The 22,453-nt window shown below is 39.5% G+C and carries 23 protein-coding genes; 10 read left to right on the forward strand and 13 right to left on the reverse strand.

The window, feature by feature from the left end; translation table 11 throughout:
* Positions 1–46: 46 nt before the first annotated feature.
* Positions 47–1,381, reverse strand: a complete 1,335-nt coding sequence (gene cadB, locus VSAL_RS13030) for a cadaverine/lysine antiporter (RefSeq protein ID WP_012550964.1) — start codon at positions 1,379–1,381, stop codon at positions 47–49.
* A 660-nt stretch (positions 1,382–2,041) separates the two neighbouring features.
* On the opposite strand from cadB, the gene VSAL_RS13035 reads away from it, so the two are divergent.
* Positions 2,042–3,511, forward strand: a complete 1,470-nt coding sequence (locus VSAL_RS13035) for an alanine/glycine:cation symporter family protein (RefSeq protein WP_012550965.1) — start codon at positions 2,042–2,044, stop codon at positions 3,509–3,511.
* Positions 3,512–3,588: 77 nt separating this feature from the next.
* Here the strand turns inward: VSAL_RS13035 and cadC are convergent, their stop codons facing one another.
* Positions 3,589–5,217 carry a lysine decarboxylation/transport transcriptional activator CadC gene (gene cadC, locus VSAL_RS13040; protein WP_012550966.1) on the reverse strand — a complete coding sequence of 543 codons (1,629 nt, stop codon included), beginning with the start codon at positions 5,215–5,217 and terminating at the stop codon, positions 3,589–3,591.
* Between the two features lie 547 nt (positions 5,218–5,764).
* On the opposite strand from cadC, the gene VSAL_RS13045 reads away from it, so the two are divergent.
* Complete coding sequence (locus VSAL_RS13045) at positions 5,765–6,181, forward strand: VOC family protein (RefSeq protein ID WP_012550967.1); 417 nt, start codon at positions 5,765–5,767, stop codon at positions 6,179–6,181.
* A 65-nt stretch (positions 6,182–6,246) separates the two neighbouring features.
* Here VSAL_RS13045 and VSAL_RS13050 read toward each other — a convergent pair whose 3' ends face one another.
* Both VSAL_RS13050 and VSAL_RS13055 read right to left on the reverse strand, forming a co-directional pair.
* Positions 6,247–6,684 (reverse strand): YeeE/YedE family protein, encoded by a 438-nt coding sequence (locus tag VSAL_RS13050; protein WP_012550968.1) that lies wholly within the window; start codon positions 6,682–6,684, stop codon positions 6,247–6,249.
* A gap of 9 nt (positions 6,685–6,693) precedes the next feature.
* A complete protein-coding gene (locus tag VSAL_RS13055; RefSeq protein ID WP_012550969.1) occupies positions 6,694–7,113 on the reverse strand; it encodes a YeeE/YedE family protein in 420 nt (139 codons plus the stop codon).
* Between the two features lie 310 nt (positions 7,114–7,423).
* On the opposite strand from VSAL_RS13055, the gene VSAL_RS13060 reads away from it, so the two are divergent.
* From VSAL_RS13060 to VSAL_RS13070, 3 genes are all read left to right on the forward strand, one after another.
* Positions 7,424–8,344, forward strand: a complete 921-nt coding sequence (locus tag VSAL_RS13060; protein ID WP_012550970.1) for a DMT family transporter — start codon at positions 7,424–7,426, stop codon at positions 8,342–8,344.
* A 158-nt stretch (positions 8,345–8,502) separates the two neighbouring features.
* Positions 8,503–9,441, forward strand: coding sequence for a homoserine O-acetyltransferase MetA (gene metA, locus VSAL_RS13065; RefSeq protein WP_012550971.1), 939 nt, complete (start codon positions 8,503–8,505; stop codon positions 9,439–9,441).
* Positions 9,442–9,692: 251 nt separating this feature from the next.
* Positions 9,693–11,018, forward strand: a complete 1,326-nt coding sequence (locus VSAL_RS13070) for an anaerobic C4-dicarboxylate transporter (protein ID WP_044583322.1) — start codon at positions 9,693–9,695, stop codon at positions 11,016–11,018.
* Positions 11,019–11,107: 89 nt separating this feature from the next.
* Here the strand turns inward: VSAL_RS13070 and VSAL_RS13075 are convergent, their stop codons facing one another.
* Positions 11,108–12,322 (reverse strand): NupC/NupG family nucleoside CNT transporter, encoded by a 1,215-nt coding sequence (locus tag VSAL_RS13075; protein WP_012550973.1) that lies wholly within the window; start codon positions 12,320–12,322, stop codon positions 11,108–11,110.
* Positions 12,323–12,337: 15 nt separating this feature from the next.
* Here VSAL_RS13075 and VSAL_RS24095 point away from each other — a divergent pair, with 15 nt between their 5' ends.
* The 5 genes from VSAL_RS24095 (at position 12,338) to VSAL_RS13095 (ending at position 16,366) form a co-directional block, all read left to right on the forward strand.
* Positions 12,338–12,472 carry a hypothetical protein gene (locus VSAL_RS24095; protein WP_269447610.1) on the forward strand — a complete coding sequence of 45 codons (135 nt, stop codon included), beginning with the start codon at positions 12,338–12,340 and terminating at the stop codon, positions 12,470–12,472.
* Positions 12,473–12,750: 278 nt separating this feature from the next.
* A complete protein-coding gene (locus VSAL_RS13080; protein WP_012550974.1) occupies positions 12,751–13,311 on the forward strand; it encodes a DUF2301 domain-containing membrane protein in 561 nt (186 codons plus the stop codon).
* 131 nt (positions 13,312–13,442) lie between these two features.
* Positions 13,443–15,140 (forward strand): ABC transporter permease, encoded by a 1,698-nt coding sequence (locus tag VSAL_RS13085; RefSeq protein ID WP_407921290.1) that lies wholly within the window; start codon positions 13,443–13,445, stop codon positions 15,138–15,140.
* Complete coding sequence (locus tag VSAL_RS13090; protein ID WP_044583323.1) at positions 15,100–15,747, forward strand: ATP-binding cassette domain-containing protein; 648 nt, start codon at positions 15,100–15,102, stop codon at positions 15,745–15,747. The genes VSAL_RS13085 and VSAL_RS13090 overlap by 41 nt, the downstream gene beginning before the upstream one ends.
* Complete coding sequence (locus VSAL_RS13095) at positions 15,740–16,366, forward strand: CDP-alcohol phosphatidyltransferase family protein (protein WP_012550977.1); 627 nt, start codon at positions 15,740–15,742, stop codon at positions 16,364–16,366. Before VSAL_RS13090 ends, VSAL_RS13095 begins: the two co-directional genes overlap by 8 nt.
* A 94-nt stretch (positions 16,367–16,460) precedes the next feature.
* Here the strand turns inward: VSAL_RS13095 and rpoS are convergent, their stop codons facing one another.
* Genes rpoS through ftsB form a run of 8 tightly spaced genes read right to left on the reverse strand, consistent with a single transcriptional unit; the run spans position 16,461 to position 22,446 of the window.
* Positions 16,461–17,426, reverse strand: a complete 966-nt coding sequence (rpoS, locus tag VSAL_RS13100) for an RNA polymerase sigma factor RpoS (protein WP_012550978.1) — start codon at positions 17,424–17,426, stop codon at positions 16,461–16,463.
* A 55-nt stretch (positions 17,427–17,481) separates the two neighbouring features.
* On the reverse strand, positions 17,482–18,474 hold the full coding sequence (locus VSAL_RS13105; protein ID WP_012550979.1) for a peptidoglycan DD-metalloendopeptidase family protein: 993 nt from the start codon (positions 18,472–18,474) through the stop codon (positions 17,482–17,484).
* 6 nt (positions 18,475–18,480) lie between these two features.
* Positions 18,481–19,107: a protein-L-isoaspartate(D-aspartate) O-methyltransferase gene (locus VSAL_RS13110; RefSeq protein WP_012550980.1), complete on the reverse strand. Its 627-nt coding sequence runs from the start codon at positions 19,105–19,107 to the stop codon at positions 18,481–18,483.
* Positions 19,107–19,871 carry a 5'/3'-nucleotidase SurE gene (surE, locus tag VSAL_RS13115; RefSeq protein WP_012550981.1) on the reverse strand — a complete coding sequence of 255 codons (765 nt, stop codon included), beginning with the start codon at positions 19,869–19,871 and terminating at the stop codon, positions 19,107–19,109. The genes VSAL_RS13110 and surE overlap by 1 nt, the downstream gene beginning before the upstream one ends.
* Positions 19,872–19,901: 30 nt before the next feature.
* The gene (gene truD / locus VSAL_RS13120; protein ID WP_012550982.1) at positions 19,902–20,948 is read right to left on the reverse strand and encodes a tRNA pseudouridine(13) synthase TruD; all 1,047 of its coding nucleotides are present in this window, start codon (positions 20,946–20,948) and stop codon (positions 19,902–19,904) included.
* 14 nt (positions 20,949–20,962) lie between these two features.
* Positions 20,963–21,442: a 2-C-methyl-D-erythritol 2,4-cyclodiphosphate synthase gene (gene ispF, locus VSAL_RS13125; RefSeq protein WP_012550983.1), complete on the reverse strand. Its 480-nt coding sequence runs from the start codon at positions 21,440–21,442 to the stop codon at positions 20,963–20,965.
* A complete protein-coding gene (gene ispD, locus VSAL_RS13130; protein WP_012550984.1) occupies positions 21,439–22,158 on the reverse strand; it encodes a 2-C-methyl-D-erythritol 4-phosphate cytidylyltransferase in 720 nt (239 codons plus the stop codon). Before ispD ends, ispF begins: the two co-directional genes overlap by 4 nt.
* Positions 22,159–22,161: 3 nt before the next feature.
* The gene (gene ftsB / locus VSAL_RS13135) at positions 22,162–22,446 is read right to left on the reverse strand and encodes a cell division protein FtsB (protein WP_012550985.1); all 285 of its coding nucleotides are present in this window, start codon (positions 22,444–22,446) and stop codon (positions 22,162–22,164) included.
* Between the last annotated feature and the right edge of the window lie 7 nt (positions 22,447–22,453).

Genomic DNA, 22,453 nt, shown 5'->3' on the forward strand with positions numbered 1-22,453 from the left:
ACTTACTAAGTTGGTAGCGTTAAGTGTTTACGCTATCGTGTGATAATTAATGGGCAGCAGCTTCAGTGCTTATGTGTTGCTCGGCTTGTTTCAAGCCCATTTTTTTTGCGTAGAACATAAGGATAACCAGTGACACGATAAAGGTTGCAGTCAGTGTTGCACCTTCTGCACCAGCAAGCGCAATCATACAGAACACACAAGCCACGCCAGAGAACATCATCGTAAAGCCACTACGAGTAGTCATACCTTCAAAGCGAATTAAGTTAATGCTTGAGTAGAAGTAAGGAAGCATTGTTAGTAGTACGGCATCTGTTGTTAGCTGATTAAATAAGTCAGCAGTATGAGCAGATTGAGAACTGAACGCAGTAAGTACAATCATTAGCGCTGTCATTTTTAACGATGCTAAGATAAGCCCTTTTTTCGCTACGCCATTTTTATCAGTTTCGCCATAGATTTTAGGGAAGTTGCCATCGTTAGCAGCACGTTTACCGGCCTCACCAACCAACATCATCCAAGAACCAAGAGAAGTGAAACACGCAAGTGCAGTAAATGCAGAAACGAATGGAGCAGACCAGCTACCGAAGATTTCTGTTGTTGCCAGTGCGAAAGGTGCACTTGATGCAGCGACTTCAGACGCCGGGAACATACCACCAATAACTTGAGTAGATAGGATATAAATAATACCCGCAATCGCTGTACCCAACATGGTTGCTAGAGGAACCGTGCGTTTTGGATTTTTTACCATACCAGATGATACAGCGGCTGATTCAACACCAACAAATGACCATAAACAAATCAATACCGCACTGATAACAGCATGGCTGTTTGTGCCTGATGATACGTTCCAGTTTTGGTTGTAAATGGCCATATCAAAATGCCCCCAACCAGCAACAGCGGTACCAACAACTGGAATAAGGATAAGCCCGAGACCTAGAGTACAAAGACGACTAACCCAGCTACCACCGAGTAAGTTTACAAAGGTAAATATCCATACAGACGCAACCGTTGCTATTGCAGCAGGGATTGGATGACTTAAAGCTGGGAAGAAAACAGATAAATAAGACACACCAGTAATGGCGATGGCTAAGTTACCAATCCAGTTTGCGTGGTAGTAAAGAACCCCAGTTTGGAAACCAAACACAGGAGCAACTTCACCAGCGTAAGCGATTGGACCACCTTCTTGTGGGTTCTTTGTTGCTAAGCGAGCAAAAACAAATGCCAAACTCAACGCACCAACTAAACAAATGATCCAACTAAAAATTGAAATTGAGCCAACAGCTGCTAATGAAGAAGGTAATAGTGCAATACCGCTCCCCATCATGTTGCCGGCAACAACGCCAGTACAGGCAATTAAGCCAATTTTTTTGGTATTCGATTCCATCATATCTCCAGGGATTATCGAATGGGCCTTTTTTCGTGCCCGTTATACTTAAATGTTCATTAAAAAGGGGAGACATTATTTAAACCAAATTATAAAAACTCATTTGGGTATAAGAACAACATCTCGCTGTAATGTTGAGATGAAGATTACGCCCAAAGACAATAAAAAAAATCAGGATAAAATTATCAATAAAATAATGATGAAAACATAAGGAAGTTTATCTTTTTACATAAACACAAAAACCATTATAAGCACTTGTAATCAACAACTTACTTAATGGTTATTTATATTTAATTTGAGTTTTATAAAAAATATAAATTCATCAAGAATGATAATGTTCTGATATAAGGAAGATACGAAAGGAGTAAGTAGAGAGACAGCGGATTAAACAGTACCCATATAAAAACAAGGTGTTAATTAACGACGAAATACAAACGTTTTTTTGTAAATCTTTAACCTCAATAGTAAAAAAAGATGGGTGTATTGTTTCATTATTATTGACTAAACAAAGCTCCCTACACTATATTAATCGCCGCGAATCCTTAGCAAACGATATTTTATACAATTCTATAACAAAGTTACTTATATTTCTTAAAGAGTGGCTTTTGCTCCCCTTTAATTCAGGAAAGATAAATTAACGATTAATAATAAGGAAATTTCATGACAAGCACAGATTCAACGCTAATTGAGTCAATGAACGAGGCATTAATGTCTGTCATTGGCACTATCAACGGCATTCTTTGGGGACAAGTTCTCGTCTATCTTCTGGTTGGTGTTGGTGTTTACTTCACACTACGTCTTGGTTTCATTCAAATACGTCAACTTGGTCATTCAATTCAAATTCTACGTAACGACAAAGAAGTCGAAAACGGCATCAGCTCTTATCAAGTATTTTGTACCTCTATGGCAGCTCGCGTGGGAACGGGTAACATGGCAGGTGTGGCAGTGGCATTAACCGTTGGTGGCCCTGGTGCTATCTTCTGGATGTGGCTTATCGCTTTATTTGGAATGGCAACCGCATTCATCGAATCAACTCTCGCTCAAGTCTACAAAGTAAAAGATGTTGATGGTCAATACCGTGGCGGCCCAGCATACTACATGGAAAAAGGTCTAGGCCAACGCTGGATGGGGTCACTTTTCTCTATCTTTTTAATCATCGCTTTTGGTTTAGTCTTCAATGCTGTTCAAGCAAACACCATTACCGATGCTCTTAGTCATTCATTTGGTTTTGATAAAACGATCATGGGTGTGGTTATCGTAGCGGTATCTGCGTTCTTCATCATGGGCGGCTTACGTCGTGTTGCAACGGCATCATCAAAAATCGTACCCGTAATGGCGGTTGGTTACCTTGCGATTGCATTAATCGTTGTGGTAATGAACATCACTGAAGTTCCAGCGGTATTAACGCTTATCGTTAAGAGTGCATTCGGTTGGCAAGAAGCCGCGGCAGGTGGTGTTGCTTATACTATCGCGCAAGCTATGCAATCTGGTATTGCTCGTGGTTTATTCTCGAACGAAGCGGGGATGGGTTCAGCAGCGAACATCGCAGCAAGTGCAACGCCAAACCCTAACCACCCTGCATCACAAGGTTTTGTGCAAATGCTAGGTGTATTTGTTGATACGATTGTTATCTGTACGGCTTCTGCGGCGATGATTATGCTTTCTGGCGTAATGGATCAACCAAATGCAGCAACAGGTATCAGCCTTCTACAACAAGCGCTAACCAATGAGCTAGGTAGCTGGACAAGTTACTTCATGGCTCTTGCTATCTTATTGTTCTGCTTTACGTCTATCATTGCGAACTACAGCTACGCTGAAACCAACGTAATGTTCTTAAACGGTAACTCTAAGAAAGGCCTATTTGGTTTCCGCCTATGTGTATTAGCAATGGTGATGTTTGGCTCAGTGGCTTCTTTACCTGTGGTATGGAACTTAGCTGACGCATCAATGGGCATGATGGCATTAATCAATATTGTCGCGCTCATCTTTCTGTCTAAGTTGGCAATTAACGTTATCAAAGATTACGAAACGCAATTAAAAGCAGGTAAAATACCTGAATTTGATCGCACTAAGTTTCCTCAACTGGATAACGTCGACACAGCATGGCATCCAGAGAAAAAGAAAGTGTAAATACTTTATTCTCTCGTAAAATAAAAAAGCCCATAGTCCTGAGTACTACGGGCTTTTTGTTATCCGTTATTTGTCATTTACATTAAACGAACTTCACTTGGCTTTACGGCTCTATACATAAAATAAGCCACGGTTTCTAGATCACTGTAAAACGCTAAGTTCTCACTTAACATGTACGTTTCTAGAGACGTATCCATAAAGAACGCTCGACTATAAGCGTCCCCCGCTTTATCTAAATTCCCATTCAGCTCCGCAAGCTTTCCTTCAAGAATGTATGAGAAAGCTGACTCTCTGCGCGCAAAAGCATGCGTAAGGTATTTTTGAGCCGCTTCTTTATCATCTTGTTTAATGGCATTCATTGCTAATGCTTCATAAATACGCGCAGGCCATATTTCATCTGTTGCAACCCCGTATTTGCCCACCAAATCTTGACTTAAATTATCAATTTTCATGGTGTTATCGCTCAATTCAAGCTCAGGGTTAAGTGCTGAAAATGCATTATAAGCAATATATAATTCAGCCAAAATATACCCATTATCAGGTTCTTCTGATGATATTTTCTCTAACAGTCGTATGCCTTGCTCAAACAATCGAGGATCCGGTTGATTGATATAATGATTTGCTTGAATCAATACCTCTAGCAACCCTTCCTCTTTAGGTAAGCCAATCATTAATTCGTCCATCTGTGCTTCAGAAACAGTAACACCCAGTGCGTTCATTAAATCAAAAGACGATTGACGTAAGACACGCTCAAGATTGGATGGCGTCATTCGATATTGACGACTAAACAACACTTTATTGGATGTATTGCTGCGATACTCTACATCTAAATAGGTTTTATTTTGCTGCTCTTCAACACGTACATCCACCGCTTTCCCAGGTAAAATCCCAGTCGTAAAGGCGGTTTTATCTAATTGAACACGATAATTACCAACACTGGCTAAATCTGCCATTAATTTTTGGCTTATCCCATCAGCAAGAAATTCCGTTTCATCTTTTTGATTACGGCTTGCATGAAACGTAAATTCGATTAAATCGATATCGATCGCTTTTGTAATGTGTGTACTGGTGTGTTGATACGTTGTCGACATAATTACTGCTATTAAAATACAAACAAGAAAAGCATCAAAAGCGAGTAGTTTCCAACGATGGAAAGAGTTAAAGCTTGCCCCCTGTTTATTTTTTTCTTTTTCAACATCTTTCGATATTGTCGTGATAGCACGGGTTAGTGGGCCTGATGGAAAAGAAAGATCATGCTCTGTTGTTGTTACTTTCTCATCAACAAGCTCGTGAGCTGCATGCCCTGATTCTGCATAATTTAACGCTGAAGAGATTACCGTTTTAGAATAGTCACAAGGTTTCCAAAACTCTGTCTCTTCAAAATTAACGAGTTGAGTGTCAGCAACAAGCTTATAACCACGTTTTGGCACGGTCACAAGGTATCTCGCGTTATCTAAACGCCCATCTCTTAATATCTTGCGTAATTCAAAAATAGATTGAGTGACAACTTGATCAGTGACGAACGCACCATCCCAAACATGTTGTATTAATTCATCACGGCAAAATACTTCACCGGAATGTTGGGCTAAAAAACGAAGCAAATTAACTAAACGAGGTTCAACCGAGACTTCCCTATCTTGGCGATATAATTTATTTTCTTCAATGACGAGAGTCCAGTCATTAATTTGAAAACATAATCCGACCATAAGATACTCATTGGTGTTAAATCGTTATTAATATAAGCAGTTTATGCATCTCAAAAAATAAAGATTATCTATTTATATTGATACGATTCATAAAAGAGATGGCGATTATAAATAAACTATTTATATCTGCCTATATCATTCCCTTATCAAAAATGAAATCTTAGGATCCAACGAATTAAAACAACATAAAAAGCAAAAAATAAAAATATAAGCTATTGAATTAAAACAAACTAATAAAATTCAAGATATAAGAAAGATAACATAGCATAACCATTTTTCACATGAACAAGTCTATTTTTAATATTAATAGAACCTAGCGTTTATGAATGCAACATAAATGGAATATAAATAGATCAAGTTTTATCAACTTATAACCTTATAAAAAGAAGGGAAAATAAAAATCAAGAAAACATAAAAATGCTATTAATATTTACATCACTAAGCAATAAATAATAGTGAACAAAAAAACATATAATGTATTGACCTAAAGTTAACTTTACCTTTTACAGTGTCTCTACGTTAATAATGAGTATAACAAGGAGTCACTATGACACGCTTTGAACACGCCAACATCACCGTTCCAAACATAGATGCGGCCATCGCTTTTCTATTAAATGCAGCACCTGACTTTAGAGTCAAAATAGATCAAACGCCAGTAGGTAGTTATCGATGGGCTCATGTCGGTAACGATGAATGTTATTTTGCCTTACAAGAACCCAAAGATGCGATCTCATCACAAGATACCCGTAAGCCCTATCACAATATCGGTGTTAACCATATTGGAATGATCGTCGACAATTTAGACCGTCTTCAGGAAAAATTACTTACTTTAGGTTACGAACAGAATGGTCTAGTCACTCAAGAAAAACATGGGCGACGTACTTACTTTTATGACAAAGCAGGATTCGAGTGGGAGTTAGTAGAATACGACAGTGAAAAGCCGGAAGAACGTTACAGTTACTAATCAATAAGAAAGGGCGAACTCAAATAGGTTTGCCCATTTTTTGTATTAATTAAATCGACGTCAATTTACGCGTCTTTAGATTGCAGTATTTTATGGGTCATATATAACCCGATAATCATAGCAACAAAAAAGATAATCACATCTTTATTACCAAGAGCGATGCTTGATACGGCGGGTCCCGGACAAACACCGGCAATGCCCCATCCTAAACCAAAAATTACCGCACCGATAACTAATCGCTTATCAATTTTTTTATTGGTAGATAAACAAAACTCACCTGCATTTAATGGTTTTTCTTTCGGCTTAATCAATAGGAAATACGCGGGCATAAATACCAATAACGCCCCTCCTATCACAAACATTAAGCTTGGATCCCACTCTCCAGCAATATCTAAAAAAGCAATCACAACGTGAGGATCTGCCATTCCAGAAATAACCATACCGATACCAAAAAGAAGCCCTGAAACCAGCGATACAAAAAGAAATAATAAAGTAGTCATCATCGAATCCAACTAAAGAAGGTGATTGAGAACAAAAACAGTGATAGCCGCAACAATCATAAAAGTAGCGGTAGCAATCATTGAGCGAACAGACAATCTACCAATACCACAGATCCCATGCCCACTAGTACAACCATTGCCTAAACGGGTGCCAATACCAACCAGTAAACCAGCAATAACAAGGGTGCTCACCGTCGCATTATACTCACTAGGCACATAAGCACCAAGATAATGAACACCAACAACACCACCAAAGATCATTCCCACAATAAACAAGACACGCCAAGCATAATCTTGTTTTTTAGGTACTAATAGCCCAGTAAGCACCCCACTAATTCCTGCGATTTTACCATTTAGCAGTAATAACAACGTCGCAGAAACGCCAAGTAACATGCCGCCAAATAAGGACTCCCATGGAATCGATATACTCATTATTTTCTTCTCTCTTTTAGGTTAACTCAGTGTTAAGCATACTAAATCACGAACATTAGTCAAAGGTTATTTAGCAACAACTAATTTAGATTATGTGAATTTACAGTCAACTAAACAGACAATAAGAAGTAAAATATGGAATAAATACTTAACAAACTCAATAAAAGAGAAAAAAATTCTATAAACTTGATTTTTTATGACATAAATGAGTAAGTTATTCTCCGGTGAAGCACGTATATTTCCCGTTCATCTTGTTGCTATTGCACAAAAAATATCGATACATTAAAACAATATAGAATGGACACTTTATATGGATAAGAAATACCTTTCGCTGCTGCTGTTTTGCTCTGTGTGCTTCATTTGGGGAACCACATGGCTTGCTATGGAAATAGCCGTCGATACCATCCCACCTATTTTTTCGACGGCTCTGCGCTTTCTTATTGCTTCGCCTATTCTAATTTTATTGTCGAAGATTTTTAATCAGCCTTTATTCTTTCCAAGAGGGAAAAATAAGTGGATGATTATTGTCGCTGTTTTCTATTTTGCGATTCCATTTACCTTAATGATAGCTGGTGAGATGTATATTTCTTCTGGCCTTGCATCTATTATTTTTGCCAACATGCCAATTGCCGTAATGATCACATCCACTTTATTTTTAGGACTTAGACTTTCACCCCATCAATTTGCAGGCTTGTTTATTGCTGTTAGCAGTTTGTATGTCATTTTATCAAATGAACTGGGGATTGGTGGTGATGATTTACTGATTGGTTCAGCTGCGTTAGCGTTAGCCGTTGCTATTCATGCGATCATGTATGTGATGGTGCAAAAATACTGTAAAGATATTCAAGTCATCACTTACAACGCCATTCCTAGTTTTATTGCCGCACTATTATTGTTTATTACGTCATTTGCTTTTGAACAGGTCGACGTACAAGCGTTCTCATCATCTTCTGTAATAGCTGTCGCTTACTTAGGTGTCTTTGCAAGTGTCGGTGGCATTGTGGCTTATTTTAAATTAGGTCAAATATCAACCCCCTTTGCCGCATCAATCTGTTTCTTAATCTTCCCATTAGTCGCACTCAGTTTGTCTTCACTCACTTCTGGAACCACTATTTCAGATAAGTCCCTTATCATGCTAGCGCCGCTGCTTGGTGGGATTTTACTGTCGAAGATCCCACGAAGTGCACTCTCATTAAGTAAATTAAAAGTCTTCTATAAATCGGCATCATGATGAAAGAGACAATCTGGTTATTTATAACTAGGGACTAAAAAAAGAAGAAAGGGCGCAATTAGTGCCCTTTCTTGTGTCGACACCCTATTCATATTAAGGTAGTTTAGGAGTATAGACGTATAGAATGCTATGAATTAAAAATAACTTAAGGATAAGTTGTGCCAATTAGAATCCCTGACCAACTCCCTGCTGCTGAAGTATTGCGTGAAGAAAATATCTTTGTCATGCAAGAATCTCGAGCCACCACACAAGCCATTCGTCCTCTTAAAGTGATCATATTAAATTTGATGCCTAAGAAGATAGAAACAGAAACTCAATTTCTTCGCTTGTTATCAAACAGTCCACTACAAGTGGATGTTGAGCTATTACGCATTGATAATCGCACCAGTAAAAATACCCCGACCGAACATTTAGATACTTTTTATCGCCAATTTGAAGGCATTAAAAATCGTAATTTTGATGGATTGATAATTACTGGCGCTCCATTGGGTTTAGTCCAATTTGAAGATGTTATTTATTGGGAGCACTTACAAACCATCATGACGTGGGCAAAGGATCATGTCACATCGAGTTTGTATGTTTGTTGGGCGGCACAAGCCGGTTTAAAATTGCTGTATGATTTACCAAAACGCACACGCAAAGAAAAACTGTCTGGTGTTTACAAACACACCAACCTTGAACAACATCACCCCATTTTACGTGGTTTTGATGATCAATTTTTAGCGCCTCATTCTCATTATGCGGATTTTTCTGCCGATTATCTTAACGCTCATACCGATCTCGACATCCTTGCTACCTCAAAAGAAGCCGGGGTTTATTTAGCATCAACCAAAGACAAGCGAAATGTATTTGTTACTGGTCACCCTGAATACGACTCTCTCACTTTACATAATGAATATCTTCGTGATTTAGGTGAAGGAATGGAACCTATTATTCCGGTTAATTATTACCCTGATGATAACCCTGATATTCCACCAAAAGCGACGTGGCGTAGTCACGGACATTTGTTGTTTTCTAATTGGTTGAATTACTGTGTTTACCAACAAACACCGTATGATCTTGACCATTTTTCAGAGCTCAACTTCACCCGCGATTAACTCCTCACTAGGGCGTAATACATCAATTACGCCCTCCTAATAATAAAACCACCTAGATTTATCTGATAGATAGCCCACACTTTTTTATTTCGATCAAAAAAATAGTCATCCCTTTAACTCAGATCAATCAAACCTCTATTTACAAAACCAACAACACTCTAAATGAGAACAAGCTCAATAAAAGCCTCTGATATATAAGGTATTAATGCCTGTAATTGATTTTTTATTATTTTTTGCATTTATGCAGGTGGTTGTATTTTGAGTTTATCTTTCTATTACTAGTGCTCTATATTGGCTCTCGCTTTGGCGGGATTGGTTTAGGCGTCGTTTCTGGGATTGGTCTGGTTATTGAAGTGTTTATCTTCAAAATGCCCCCTACATCTCCTCCCGTTACCGTTATGCTTATTATCTTAGCGGTTGTTACTTGTGCATCGATACTAGAAGCCGCTGGGGGCCTCAAGTACATGCTGCAAGTCGCAGAGCGGATCTTAAGAAAGAACCCGAAACGCGTTACTATCATCGCTCCTTTTGTTACCTATGCGATGACATTCTTGCTAGGTACAGGTCACGCGGTATATTCGATTATGCCTATCATTGGTGATGTAGCATTAAAAAATGGTATTCGACCTGAACGCCCTATGGCGGCGGCTTCTGTTGCCTCTCAAATCGCAATTACCGCTTCCCCTCTTTCTGCTGCGGTTGTTTACTATTTAGCGCAATTAGTCGATATCGATGCATCAATTACCTTATTGTCGATCTTAATGGTTACGGTTCCTTCAACGTTATTTGGTACACTAATGTTGGCGCTGTACAGTTTACGTCGTGGTAAAGAATTAGACGATGATGAAGAGTATCAAGCTCGTTTAAAAGATCCTATTTGGCGTGAAAAAATCTTAAACACTACCTCTACGTCTTTAGATGAAAAACTACCAACCAAAGCCCGCAATGCGGTACTTATCTTTTTAGCTGCCATCGTATCTATTGTTGTCATCGCTATGTTGCCAGAGATCCGTACCATCACAGAAGGTGGCGCTCCGATCAAAATGTCAGTCGTGATCCAAATGATGATGTTGGCGTTTGGTGGTGTCATTCTATTAGCGACGAAGACCGATCCTCGTGATGTTCCAAATGGTGTGGTGTTTAAATCAGGTATGGTTGCCGCGATTGCTATCTTCGGTATTGCTTGGATGTCAGATACCTACTTCCAATACGCAATGCCTCAATTTAGAGCCGGAATTGTGGATATGGTGACACTTCACCCATGGACATTCACTTTAGCGCTATTCATTGTATCTGTAGTGGTTAACTCTCAAGCAGCAACGGCTCGAATGATGTTACCTGTTGGCCTTGCTCTAGGTCTAGAGCCTGCTTTGGTGATTGGTTTAATGCCTGCAGTTTATGGTTACTTCTTTATTCCAAACTACCCATCAGATATTGCTACGGTTAACTTTGATAGCTCAGGTACGACTAAGATTGGTAAATACTACTTTAACCACTCGTTTATGTCGGTTGGTTTAATCGGGGTAATTTCGGCCTGTATGGTCGGTTATGTATTAGGACAAATAGTGATTGGTTAAGGCAACCTAATCAGACTTAACGTTTAAAAAAAAGCCCGTGAGCATGGTTGTTAATAACAACCTGTATCACGGGCTTTTTTAAAACAATCTTACAGAGATAAACTAAAGAACAAACCAGCTAAACACGCACTCATTAAGTTAGCTAACGTGCCACCAAGTACCGCTTTAAAACCCATATTCGCGACTTCAGCACGGCGCTCTGGTGCCATCACACCAATAGAACCTAATTGAACCGCTATCGAGCTAATATTAGCAAAACCACATAATGCAAAAGTAATAATTACTTGGCTGTAAGCTGATAATTGATCTTTATGTTGAACAAAGTCGATAAAAGCAACGAACTCATTTAATACTATTTTTTGGCCAATGTATGAACCCGCCATCACCATTTCACTTTCAGGAATACCAATGATCCAAGCAATAGGTGCAAATAAATAACCAAACACAATTTGCAGCGTTATGCCTTCAAAGCCAAACCATCCAGCAACCATTTCTAGTCCGCTGTTTAGCATTGCAATCACACTGACAAAAGCAATTAACATCGTACCGACAGCGACCGCGATTTTCATGCCATTCATTGCACCACTTGCCAGTGCATCTATCACATTACTCTGTTCGCTTTTATCGATCGTTAACTCATGCTGATCAACCGGCGTTTCTTGCTCAGGCACTAAAATCTTAGCCATTAATAAACTGCCGGGTGCCGCCATAAAGCTTGCTGCGATTAAATATTTAAGCTCAACCCCTAATCCGGCATAACCACCTAGAACACTACCAGCAACCGATGCCATACCACCGACCATCACAGCAAACAGCTCCGAACGTGTCATTTTTGCCAAGAATGGACGGATAAGTAGAGGAGATTCACCTTGAGATAAGAAGATGTTACCTGTCGCAACTAAAGATTCAACCTTACTTGTTCCTAAGAATTTCTGAACCGCGCCACCTAAAACAGCGATCACTTTTTGCATGATGCCTAAATAATACAGAGCAGAAATTAAGGCACTGAAGAAAATAATGATTGGTAATACACGAATCGCAAAAATAAAGCCTGTTGATGCTAAATCACCAAATAAAAACGCGATGCCTTCATCAGCAAAACCCAACAAACTTGATACCCCACTGCTTAGCGCAGCAAGAGCCGTCTGACCCCATGGAAAGTAAAGTACAAGAGCTGCAAAAGTGAGTTGTAGAAAAAGAGCTCTAAGAACGGTTTTCCAATTGATAGCTGAACGTTTTTCAGAAAATATCCATGCACAAAAAATAAGCGCGCACATGCCAAGTAGAATAAATAAAATGGTCATAGTAATGCCTATTTAATGATTAAAGATAAATATGAAGAAACGAAAGGGCACGCCGCAATAAAGGACGTTAATGGTGAAGCGTTACTGTACCAAGAGGAGGTAGAAATAGATAAAAAGCGGTTCATTTGGGTTCCTTTACAAGCTGTTTAACAGTAGCTGGTCCTAATCCTTGGGGTCATTCACTGTTCCCTGTGACGGCTTGTATTGGGAAAAGGAGTATACATTGTGCAGATTTAAAATCACCAAATATGTGACATTAATCACTGAATTTACCTAACTGAAAAACAACCGTACTAATAAGGTACAAATAACCAAAAAAAACCGCCTTTATCACCATAAAAATAAACATATACAACGAAATATATACAGGCAATTTCAATCATAAGCATGCTACAGTTATAGGCTAAGCTTAAAATTGGAATATAAATATGGCGAATACAGAGCACATTGAAAAACTGGATAATATCGATAAATTCAGTGTTATTACTTATCGTTGTGGAATCGCACTTTTTAGCTTGGCACTTCTTCTTTCGTGCATTGCACTGTCAGATGAGATCGGACTTATCGCTCTTGAACAACCTCTCGATAAATTGGCGTACCTAGCCTTAGCGGTATCAAGTGCAATGAGCGCCGCAAATTTGCATGTGTATGATAAAAAAATCCGTATAATAATTACGTGGTCAACGTGGATAGGTTTAGTATTATTAAGCCCGTTAGACAATAGCCACTACTTTTGGTTACCTATCGGATTCTTGTTTATTACCTTCTCTGGTATTGCGATGAAAGAATCATTTTGTTTCAGCGTTCCGGGACTAAAAGCCATTCCATTTTTACTTTGTACCGCCGTGTTAATGCTCGCATTAAATATCTGGATCATTGCACTCGCTTGTTTGGCATTTTCTAGCGTTGTATTTGCTTTTCTTGCTATACAAAAATGGCGTATGCCACTGCACTTTGATATTGGCAATAAAGCGTATTATCAAAATTAAATCGCGTCAATAACAGTGCCCCCATCCCTAAATGGATAGGGGTAATTTAATCAAATGATTCATTTTATAACTGGAACTTGTTGCTCCAATACTGGTCTATAATTTTTTAGGATCTAAATAACAAGATTATGATATTACACGTTTTCTATGCTTTTCTTGTTGTGATCTGCATTGTCCCTATTGCTCCCGGTCTAATTGGTGTATTAAGCTCATCATTGAGTTATATCCCCTCCATTAGATTAACTCAGTTTACTCTGAATGGCTATCATGCGGCTTTTGAGTGGAGTGGCGTTTGGCATTCCATTTTATTAACGCTATCCAGTGCAATCATCAGTACCTTCTTTACTTGCATTATCTCCTTTGCCATTTTGCAAAGTGGTTGGCATCGTCCTATTTGGAAAAAAATAGAACCACTTCTAGCCCCTTTACTTGCGATGCCCCATGTTGCTTTCGCTATTGGGTTCGCCTTTCTTTTCTCTCCAACCGGAATGATTGCCAGACTCATTGCTCCCATAACTAATGAACCTTTATTTTCAATCATTAATGACCCGTTCAATATCGGTCTAATCTTAGTGCTCATCATTAAAGAAGTGCCTTTTTTGTTACTCATGAGCATTCCGATAATGCAGCAGCTCAATATTGATAAAACAATAAAAGTAACGACCAGTTTAGGCTATAAGCCTCATCAAATGTGGTGGAAGTGCCTTTTTCCTCAATGGCTAAAAAAAGCGCGCTTCCCTTTATTGGCGATCATTGCTTACAGCGTTTCAGTGGTTGATGTGGGTTTAATTATTGGATCCAGTAATCCCCCAACCTTTGCTGTTTTAGTTTGGCAATGGTTTAGTGATCCAGACATTAACCTTCAGCCTAGAGCGGGCGCAGGGGCTGTTATCCTATTTATCCTGTGTTTACTGCTAATTGCCATTCACCGCTTTATCGAATGGGGAATAACAAGCTATTGCCGAGCATGGCAAATCTCTGGCCGATTTGGATTTTTATTTCCAGGGCTTTCTTTATTTGGGATGGTTAGTAGCATTATTGTTATCTCTTTTCCTATTATGTGGGTATGGAGCATCACACAGCGGTGGCGATTTCCTAATTTAACGCCTACTCAGTTCTCTCTACGGTTCTGGATTGAAGAATGGCCGAATATTGTCCCTACCATTGCTGACAGCCTTTTTATTGCTCTTATTTCAGCAAGTATCGCGCTTGTATTGGCATTAATTGGGCATGAATATAGACTTAAATATCGTTGGCATATCCCGCCCCTACTGATAGCGATACCGATGTTAGTACCCCAACTTTCTCTTTTGTTTGGTATTCAAGTTGCCGCACTCTATTTCTCTCATGATTCTTATTATATTTGGGTGATTTGGTCACACATATTTTTCTCTTTCCCTTATATTTTTCTTGCACTAGATGGCCCTTGGCGTAGTTTTGATCAACGCTTAATTCAAACTGGGTTAAGCTTAGGTAAATCACCATTGCATTGTTGGTTCACGATTAAAGCCCCCTTACTTTTTCCTGCCATTATTTATGCGGGAGCAATAGGGATCAGTGTCAGTTTGGCTCAATATTTACCAACAAAGATGTTAGGAGCAGGAAGAGTGATGACGCTAACGACGGAGGCTGTGGCATTATCCAGTGGATTTGATCGTCGAATTACGGCACTTTATGCACTTTGGCAAGCGCTGTTGCCTTTTGTTTTCTTTACGTTAGCCGTCGTTATCGGTCGATATTATTCTCGTCATTCCCACATCAATATTAAGACAAGGAAGGTTGAAGGTCATGAGCCTATCAATAAAGAATCTCACCATTTTCACTCATAGTGGGACTGAGTTATTGTCCTCTTGCTCTTTATCTGTAAATAAAGGGGAAGTACTGAGTATTATGGGGCCAAGTGGCTGTGGAAAATCAACACTATTAAACGTGATCGCAGGTCATCTAACGAATGATTTCAACTACTCAGGCAGCATCCAGTTAAATGGAGAAAACATTGATACTTTGGCTCCCCATAAAAGAAATGTCGGTATTCTCTTTCAAGAAGATCTTCTTTTCCCTCACCTTTCGGTATGGGAAAACCTTGCCTTTGCTTTGCCTAATGCAATTAAAGGAAAAGAACGACAAGCAGAGGCCATTAACGCATTAAAAAACATTCAATTAGACCATTTAGCTCACTCTTTTCCAGATCAAATATCAGGAGGTCAACGAGCTCGTATTAGTTTAGTCAGAATGCTTCTAGCAAAGCCCAAAGTCGCTTTACTTGATGAACCTTTTAGTAAATTAGACAAAGCACTTCGTATACAATTTAGAGATTGGGTATTCACACAACTCGCTGAAGCCAATATACCTACACTATTAGTCACTCATGATAATGATGACATTCCGAACAATAGCCAACAACTCTCTTGGCCAATGGAGATTCCCCATGCTTGATAAGTTCAGCATCCAACTTATACGTAAACCCTTATCAATAACGGCAAGTCAATTAAATAAACTTGGTATAACCGCAAATCAAACGACGGTTTTTGGCTTCGTTTTAGGCTGCATGGCTTTTCCGGCGTTAATCTTTCAAGAATACAATATTGCTTTGGTTTTCATTTTACTAAATCGTATTTGTGATGGTTTGGATGGGGCATTAGCAAGAATCAACGGCATTACAGATTCGGGAGGATTTTTAGATATTAGTTTAGATTTTCTCTTTTATTCTTTAATTCCTTTTGGATTTGTTCTCGCAAATCCAGAACATAACGCCATTGCAGGCGCATTAATTATCTTTTCATTTATCGGTACTGGCAGCAGTTTTTTGGCTTTTGCGGTGATGGCAGGAAAAAGAAATATAGATAACCCAGTCTACAAAAACAAATCATTGTATTACATGAGAGGGCTAACCGAAGGAACAGAAACGATTGGCTGTTTTGTTTTATTTTGCTTATTCCCTTTTCACTTTTCAATCATTGCTTATGTGTTTTCCGCTCTATGTTGGATCACGACAATAAACAGAATTTGGTCTGGGTTTCATACACTAAAAGACAGTGAAAAAAGCGATCAATGATAAATCAATCCTCTTGCTCATAAACTAAAAAAGCCACCGCAAGTAACCTTGCTGTGGCTTTTATGATTCTACTTATTGTTAAATAAAAATGAGTTTAAAAGTCATCAACAGCAAATAGAGTTTCCATATTCAAACCTTGTTGCGTCATTATTTCTCTTAAACGCCTTAACCCTTCAACTTGGATTTGTCTTACTCGTTCTCGAGTTAAACCAATCTCTCGGCCTACCTGTTCTAACGTTGACGCTTCATACCCTAACAGTCCAAAACGACGTGCAACGACTTCTTTTTGTTTTGGATTTAATTGACCTAACCAGCCAACTAAAGATTCGTTAATATCGTTTGTTTGTGTTTCGGATTCAGGATCGGCATGTTTCGTATCCGGAATAATATCAAGCAGCGCTTTATCTGAGTCACCTGCAACCATTGAATCAACAGAAGCGACCCTCTCGTTTAAACGCAGCATTCGACTCACATCGCTTACTGGTTTATCTAGCTTTTCTGCTATTTCTTCTGGTGTAGGTTCATGATCCAATTTTTGGGATAGCTCACGAGCGGCACGCAGGTATACGTTTAACTCTTTCACTACGTGGATAGGTAAACGAATGGTTCTCGTTTGGTTCATAATGGCACGTTCAATCGTTTGACGTATCCACCAAGTGGCATAAGTAGAGAAGCGAAAGCCTCTTTCTGGATCAAATTTTTCAACCGCGCGAATTAAACCTAAATTACCTTCTTCAACCAAATCTAATAAAGCAAGACCACGATGGTTATAACGACGTGCAATTTTCACCACTAATCGTAAGTTACTTTCAATCATTCTAGATCGAGCGGCAACATCACCTTTCAAGGCTAGGCGACTGAAATACACTTCCTCTTCAGCGGTTAGAAGTGGTGAAAATCCAATTTCACTTAAGTACAGTTGAGTCGCATCCATTACTTTTTGCGAACTACTAACTTCAAGACGTTCAGATTTTTTTTCTGTCTTTGTCGTTAGTTCAGTTTCATCAACTACGTCTAAATCAAATTCTTCAACTTTAGTTACTGCATTGCTTTTACTCATAGCGCCTCCCTATGGCGAGCCAGCAAGACATTACAACTCAGCTATGTCATCCCTGTTACGGTAAATACCGTTGTGGATTTACCGATTTCCCTCTAAAACGGATCTCAAAATGCAAACGAACGCTGCTCGTACTTGAGCTACCCATTGATGCGATTTTTTGTCCCGCATTGATGTGTTGACCTTCTTTCACAAACAATGATTCATTATGGGCGTAGGCACTTAAGTAATCGTCATTATGTTTAATAATTATCAGGTTGCCATAACCTCTTAATGCATTGCCTGCATAAACCACGGTTCCTTTTGCGGTTGAGATGATCTCTTGGCCACGTTGACCTGCGATATCTATCCCTTTATTTCCTTGGTCTCCTGTTGAAAACTTAGCAATGATTCTTCCTTTAGTTGGCCATAACCACGAATCTACCTTCTCCGATTTTTTTTCTACTGGTTTTGGTTTCGGTGTTGGCTTCGGTTTTGGCTTAACAACCGGCTTCGGCTTAGAAGATGTTATCGATTTGTTAGATTCAACATACTCCTTCGATTTCGCCTTTTCAACCTTTTTTGTGCTTTGTTTTTGAACAGGTTGTGTTTTTGTGCTAGCGGACGTAACGGGTTTTGCCGTACTCGGTGCTTTATTCGTAGCAACAGGAACAACGGCAACCGCTGTTGCAGTAGACCTTGGGGTACCATTCTCTTTAATAACGGAATGGCCATCATCACCGTACGCAGGAGCAATATATCGAGGGCCCCATAATTTTATTTTTTGTCCTGGCTGGATCACATAAGGTGCTTTAAGTTCGTTATATGCAATAAGCTCTTTAACATCTTTATTCGTTACATATGAAATAAAATATAACGTATCCCCGCTTTCAACCTTGTAGTAACTTCCTCGATAGCTGCCACGCTCAGTGCCACCATAAGAAGATGCCTTACTATTAACGCTTGATACTGGCGCAGGACGATGTGGCCCCAATGAACAGCCAACAAGCAATAAACTAAGAGCTATCACACCCAAGTAAGAGAAAGAGAAGTATTGTTTTATTTTATCCATATTCACTTATGCTAAGTCCCCTGAAACTAAAGGCACAAACCGCACCTCTTCGATCACTTCAGAGTGGAATTCATCTCCATGACGGGTAATTCGGAGCAATTGTTGTGACTCTGTACCAATGGGAATGACTAACCGTCCTCCCTCTTTTAATTGATAAAGAAGATCATTAGGAATGGATTCTGCGGCAGCGGTAACGATGATGGCATCAAACGGGCTTTTACTTGGCCAACCATTCCAACCATCAGCATGCTTAGTTGAAATGTTATAAAGATCTAACAGCTTTAATAAGCGCTTCGCGTTCCATTGTAATGATTTAATACGCTCAACAGAGTGCACGTGCCCTACTAATTTGGCTAATACTGCGGTTTGATAACCTGAGCCTGTTCCAATCTCTAACAAGTTGGAGTCATATTGAAGCTCCAATAGTTCCGTCATTTTTGCAACAATATACGGTTGAGAGATCGTCTGACCCTCACCGATTGGTAGCGCATTATTTTGATAGGCTTGATGTGCTAATGCTTCAGGAACAAATCGCTCACGTGGCAATTGTCGGATAGCCAAAAGAATATCCTCATTGAGGATACCTTGCTGACGTAAGAATTGATCAAGTAACTCAGAGCGAGAATGCATCATTAATGAGTGCTCTCCGGCAATGATAGCCACTCTTTCATCATTGTTAATGAATCATGTGCTGTTAAATCGACTTGTAAAGGGGTAATAGACACACAGTTATTGGCAATGGCATAGAAATCCGTGCCCTCTCCAGCGTCTTGCTTTTTCCCTGGAGGACCTAACCAATAAATGGTTTCTCCTCTAGGATCCTTTGCCTTTATCATGCTTTCAGAATGATGCCTTGCACCTAAACGAGTCACTTTCCAATCTGATAATTGTGAATATTCACAGTCCGGAACGTTAACATTCAATACTCTTTTGGTTGTTAATGGTTTTACTAAATGATTCTTAACTAATTCAACCGCAACCTGAGCTGCCGTATCAAAATGTGTTTTTCCGACCAATGACATTGCTATGGCTGGCAAACCTAAAAAATGCCCTTCTGTTGCCGCTGCAACGGTACCAGAATACAGCGTATCATCCCCTAAATTAGCACCATGGTTTATCCCTGTAATGACTAAATCAGGTAAGTTATCTTTCATTAACTCATTCAATGCAAAATGAACACAATCGGTTGGGGTTCCTTGTACTGAGTGAATATGCTCCGCAATTTGGCGGACACGAAGTGGCGATTCTAGAGTAAGGGAATTTGACGCGCCTGAACGATTACGATCAGGAGCAACAATAGTAATATCTGCGATATCAATAAGAGCTAAAGCAAGAGTATTCATCCCTTCAGCAAATACCCCATCATCATTACTTAGCAATATATGCAATTTCTTCACTCAGTTCTCCACTTCATTTCTTAAGTCGTTCTAATCGTATGTACGTTCAACTTCAATTTCTTGTAACAATTCACGAACGATAACCGTAGCAAAACTGCCCGATGTTAGTGAAAAGTTTAAGGTAAGTTGATCGCCTTCCACAGACCAATGTAGGTTCTCTGGATGTAATTCAATGCTACGGCGTTCATGACGCATACGGTTACCACGGATCAAGGCCATTAAGTCTGGTTCAGCATCCAGTTGTGGTTGCTCAAACATTAATGCTTTCTCTGTCGTTGGCAGTTGATTATCTCCAGCAAGTGCTGCACTGATTGATAATTCACCCTTTTTAATTTTTTGAATGCAGTCTTCTGACGTTACATTCTCATTAACCGTACGATCGTTTTGATCAAGTAGAATATCACCATCAACAGGTAGAGAGAAGTAACCCTCTGTTATTCTTTGAGAAATAATATGGTTAAAAATCCACGAACGCGCTGCTGATAGATAAAAACTGCGTTTCGTATTATCACGAGTACGGACATTTTCACGCCCCCAACGACGCGCTTCTGTTACGTTATTGCCTTCATGTCCAAAGCGTTGAGCACCAAAATAGTTTGGTACACCCGTTACTTTTACCTTCTCTAAACGAGCCAGTACATCATCCATATCAGTCACTTCAGTCGCAATTAACTGAAAGCTATTTCCGAGAAGATCGCCTGGACGTAATTTTTTATGATGACGCGTCATTTCTAAAATTTCAACACCAGGGTGTGCCACTTCAAATAGAACAAAATTCAAGTGATCACTTTTTGGAAGATGAACGCTTAACCACTGTTCAGTCACCGCATGGCGATCTTTCAAACCAGCCCAGCTGATGTCTTTTGATTTAACACCACAAAACTTAGCGAATTCATTCGCTACGTATTTCGTGTTTTCTCCAGTTTTACGAATTTTAACCATTAAGTGTTCACCTTTACCAGTGAACTCATACCCTAATACTTCTTTTACAATAAAGTGTTCAGGTAGCTGCTTTAATTTACCAGTTGCAACTGGCTTTCCGTATAACCATGAAAAAGTAGACATGATGTCTGACATAAGTTTGTCTCTAATTAATAAGATTTTTTAACTAACAGCACCACAGCTTCACAAGCGATGCCTTCTTTTCTACCAGTAAAGCCTAAACCCTCGGACGTGGTCGCTTTGACGTTCACATTATCCAAGCTTGTTTCTAAATCTTCAGCAATAGCAGCGCACATATGTTTAATATGAGGCGCCATCTTAGGGGCTTGTGCAATGATTGTGACATCCGCATTCCCTAGCTCTAAGCCTTTTTCTTTAACTCGACGATATACATCTCTAAGCAAAGCTCTGCTATCGGCGCCTTTCCATTTATCATCAGTATCAGGGAAATGACGACCAATATCTCCTTCCGCAATGGCACCAAGCAAAGCATCACACAATGCATGCAGTGCAACATCACCATCTGAATGAGCAATTAACCCTTGCTCATAAGGAACGCTGACTCCACCAATAATAACTGGGCCTTCTCCACCAAATTTATGTACATCAAATCCGTGTCCAATTCTCATTCGTTGATTTCCTTTTTCATTTTTTGAAGGTAGAACTCTGCTAAATCAAGATCTTCAGGTTGAGTTATTTTTAAGTTATCGGCCCGACCTTGTATGAGTTTAGGCTGATATCCCATAAATTCGATAGCAGAAGACTCATCCGTAATCGATAAGCCCTGTTCTAAACCTGTTTTTAATGCGGTATACAATAACTCGGTAGTGAACAGTTGCGGTGTTAATGCATGCCACAACACACTGCGATCAATCGTTGTACTGATGCTTAAATCTGAATTTGCCTGCTTCATCGTATCTCGAACTGGCGAGGCTAATATACCACCCAGATGATCCGGGATCACGGCTTCAATTAACTTAGCAATGTCGCTATGGCGAAGGCAAGGGCGTGCCGCATCATGAACCATCACCCATTGACTTAATGTGTTTTTTTGTACGTATTCTAGACCAGAAAGAACAGAATCAGCACGCTCTTCCCCACCAGAGACTCGAATAACTCTCTTATCGGTAGCAATAGATAACGCATCAAAATATGGGTCATCATCGCTGATTGCAACAATGACAGTATTGACCATAGGAAAGGCCAATAAGTTCTCAATGGTATGTTCAATGACTGTTTTACCATCAAGTACTAAATATTGTTTTGGGCGATCGGCTTTCATTCGGCTGCCAACACCTGCAGCAGGCACGATTACGGTAATAAATAAAGGAGACAATGAAGACATTTTTTATTCCTCACTATTTTCATCAATAATGCGATAAAAGGTCTCACCTTTTTTAATCATACCGAGTTCATGCCTAGCTCGCTCTTCTATTGCCGCTGAACCTTTTCTTAAATCGTCGATTTCAGCAAACATTTGTCCATTTCGATTACGTAACCCTTGATTTACTTCTTCTTGAAGCTGAACATCATTGGATACTTGAGCGTAATCCTCCATGCCATTTTTTCCAAACCATAAGGTATATTGCAGCCAACCTAAGGCAATAATCAGTAAAACGGCGAATGCACGCATAGTAGCT

The organism is Aliivibrio salmonicida LFI1238 (genome assembly GCF_000196495.1).
Taxonomy (GTDB): domain Bacteria; phylum Pseudomonadota; class Gammaproteobacteria; order Enterobacterales; family Vibrionaceae; genus Aliivibrio; species Aliivibrio salmonicida.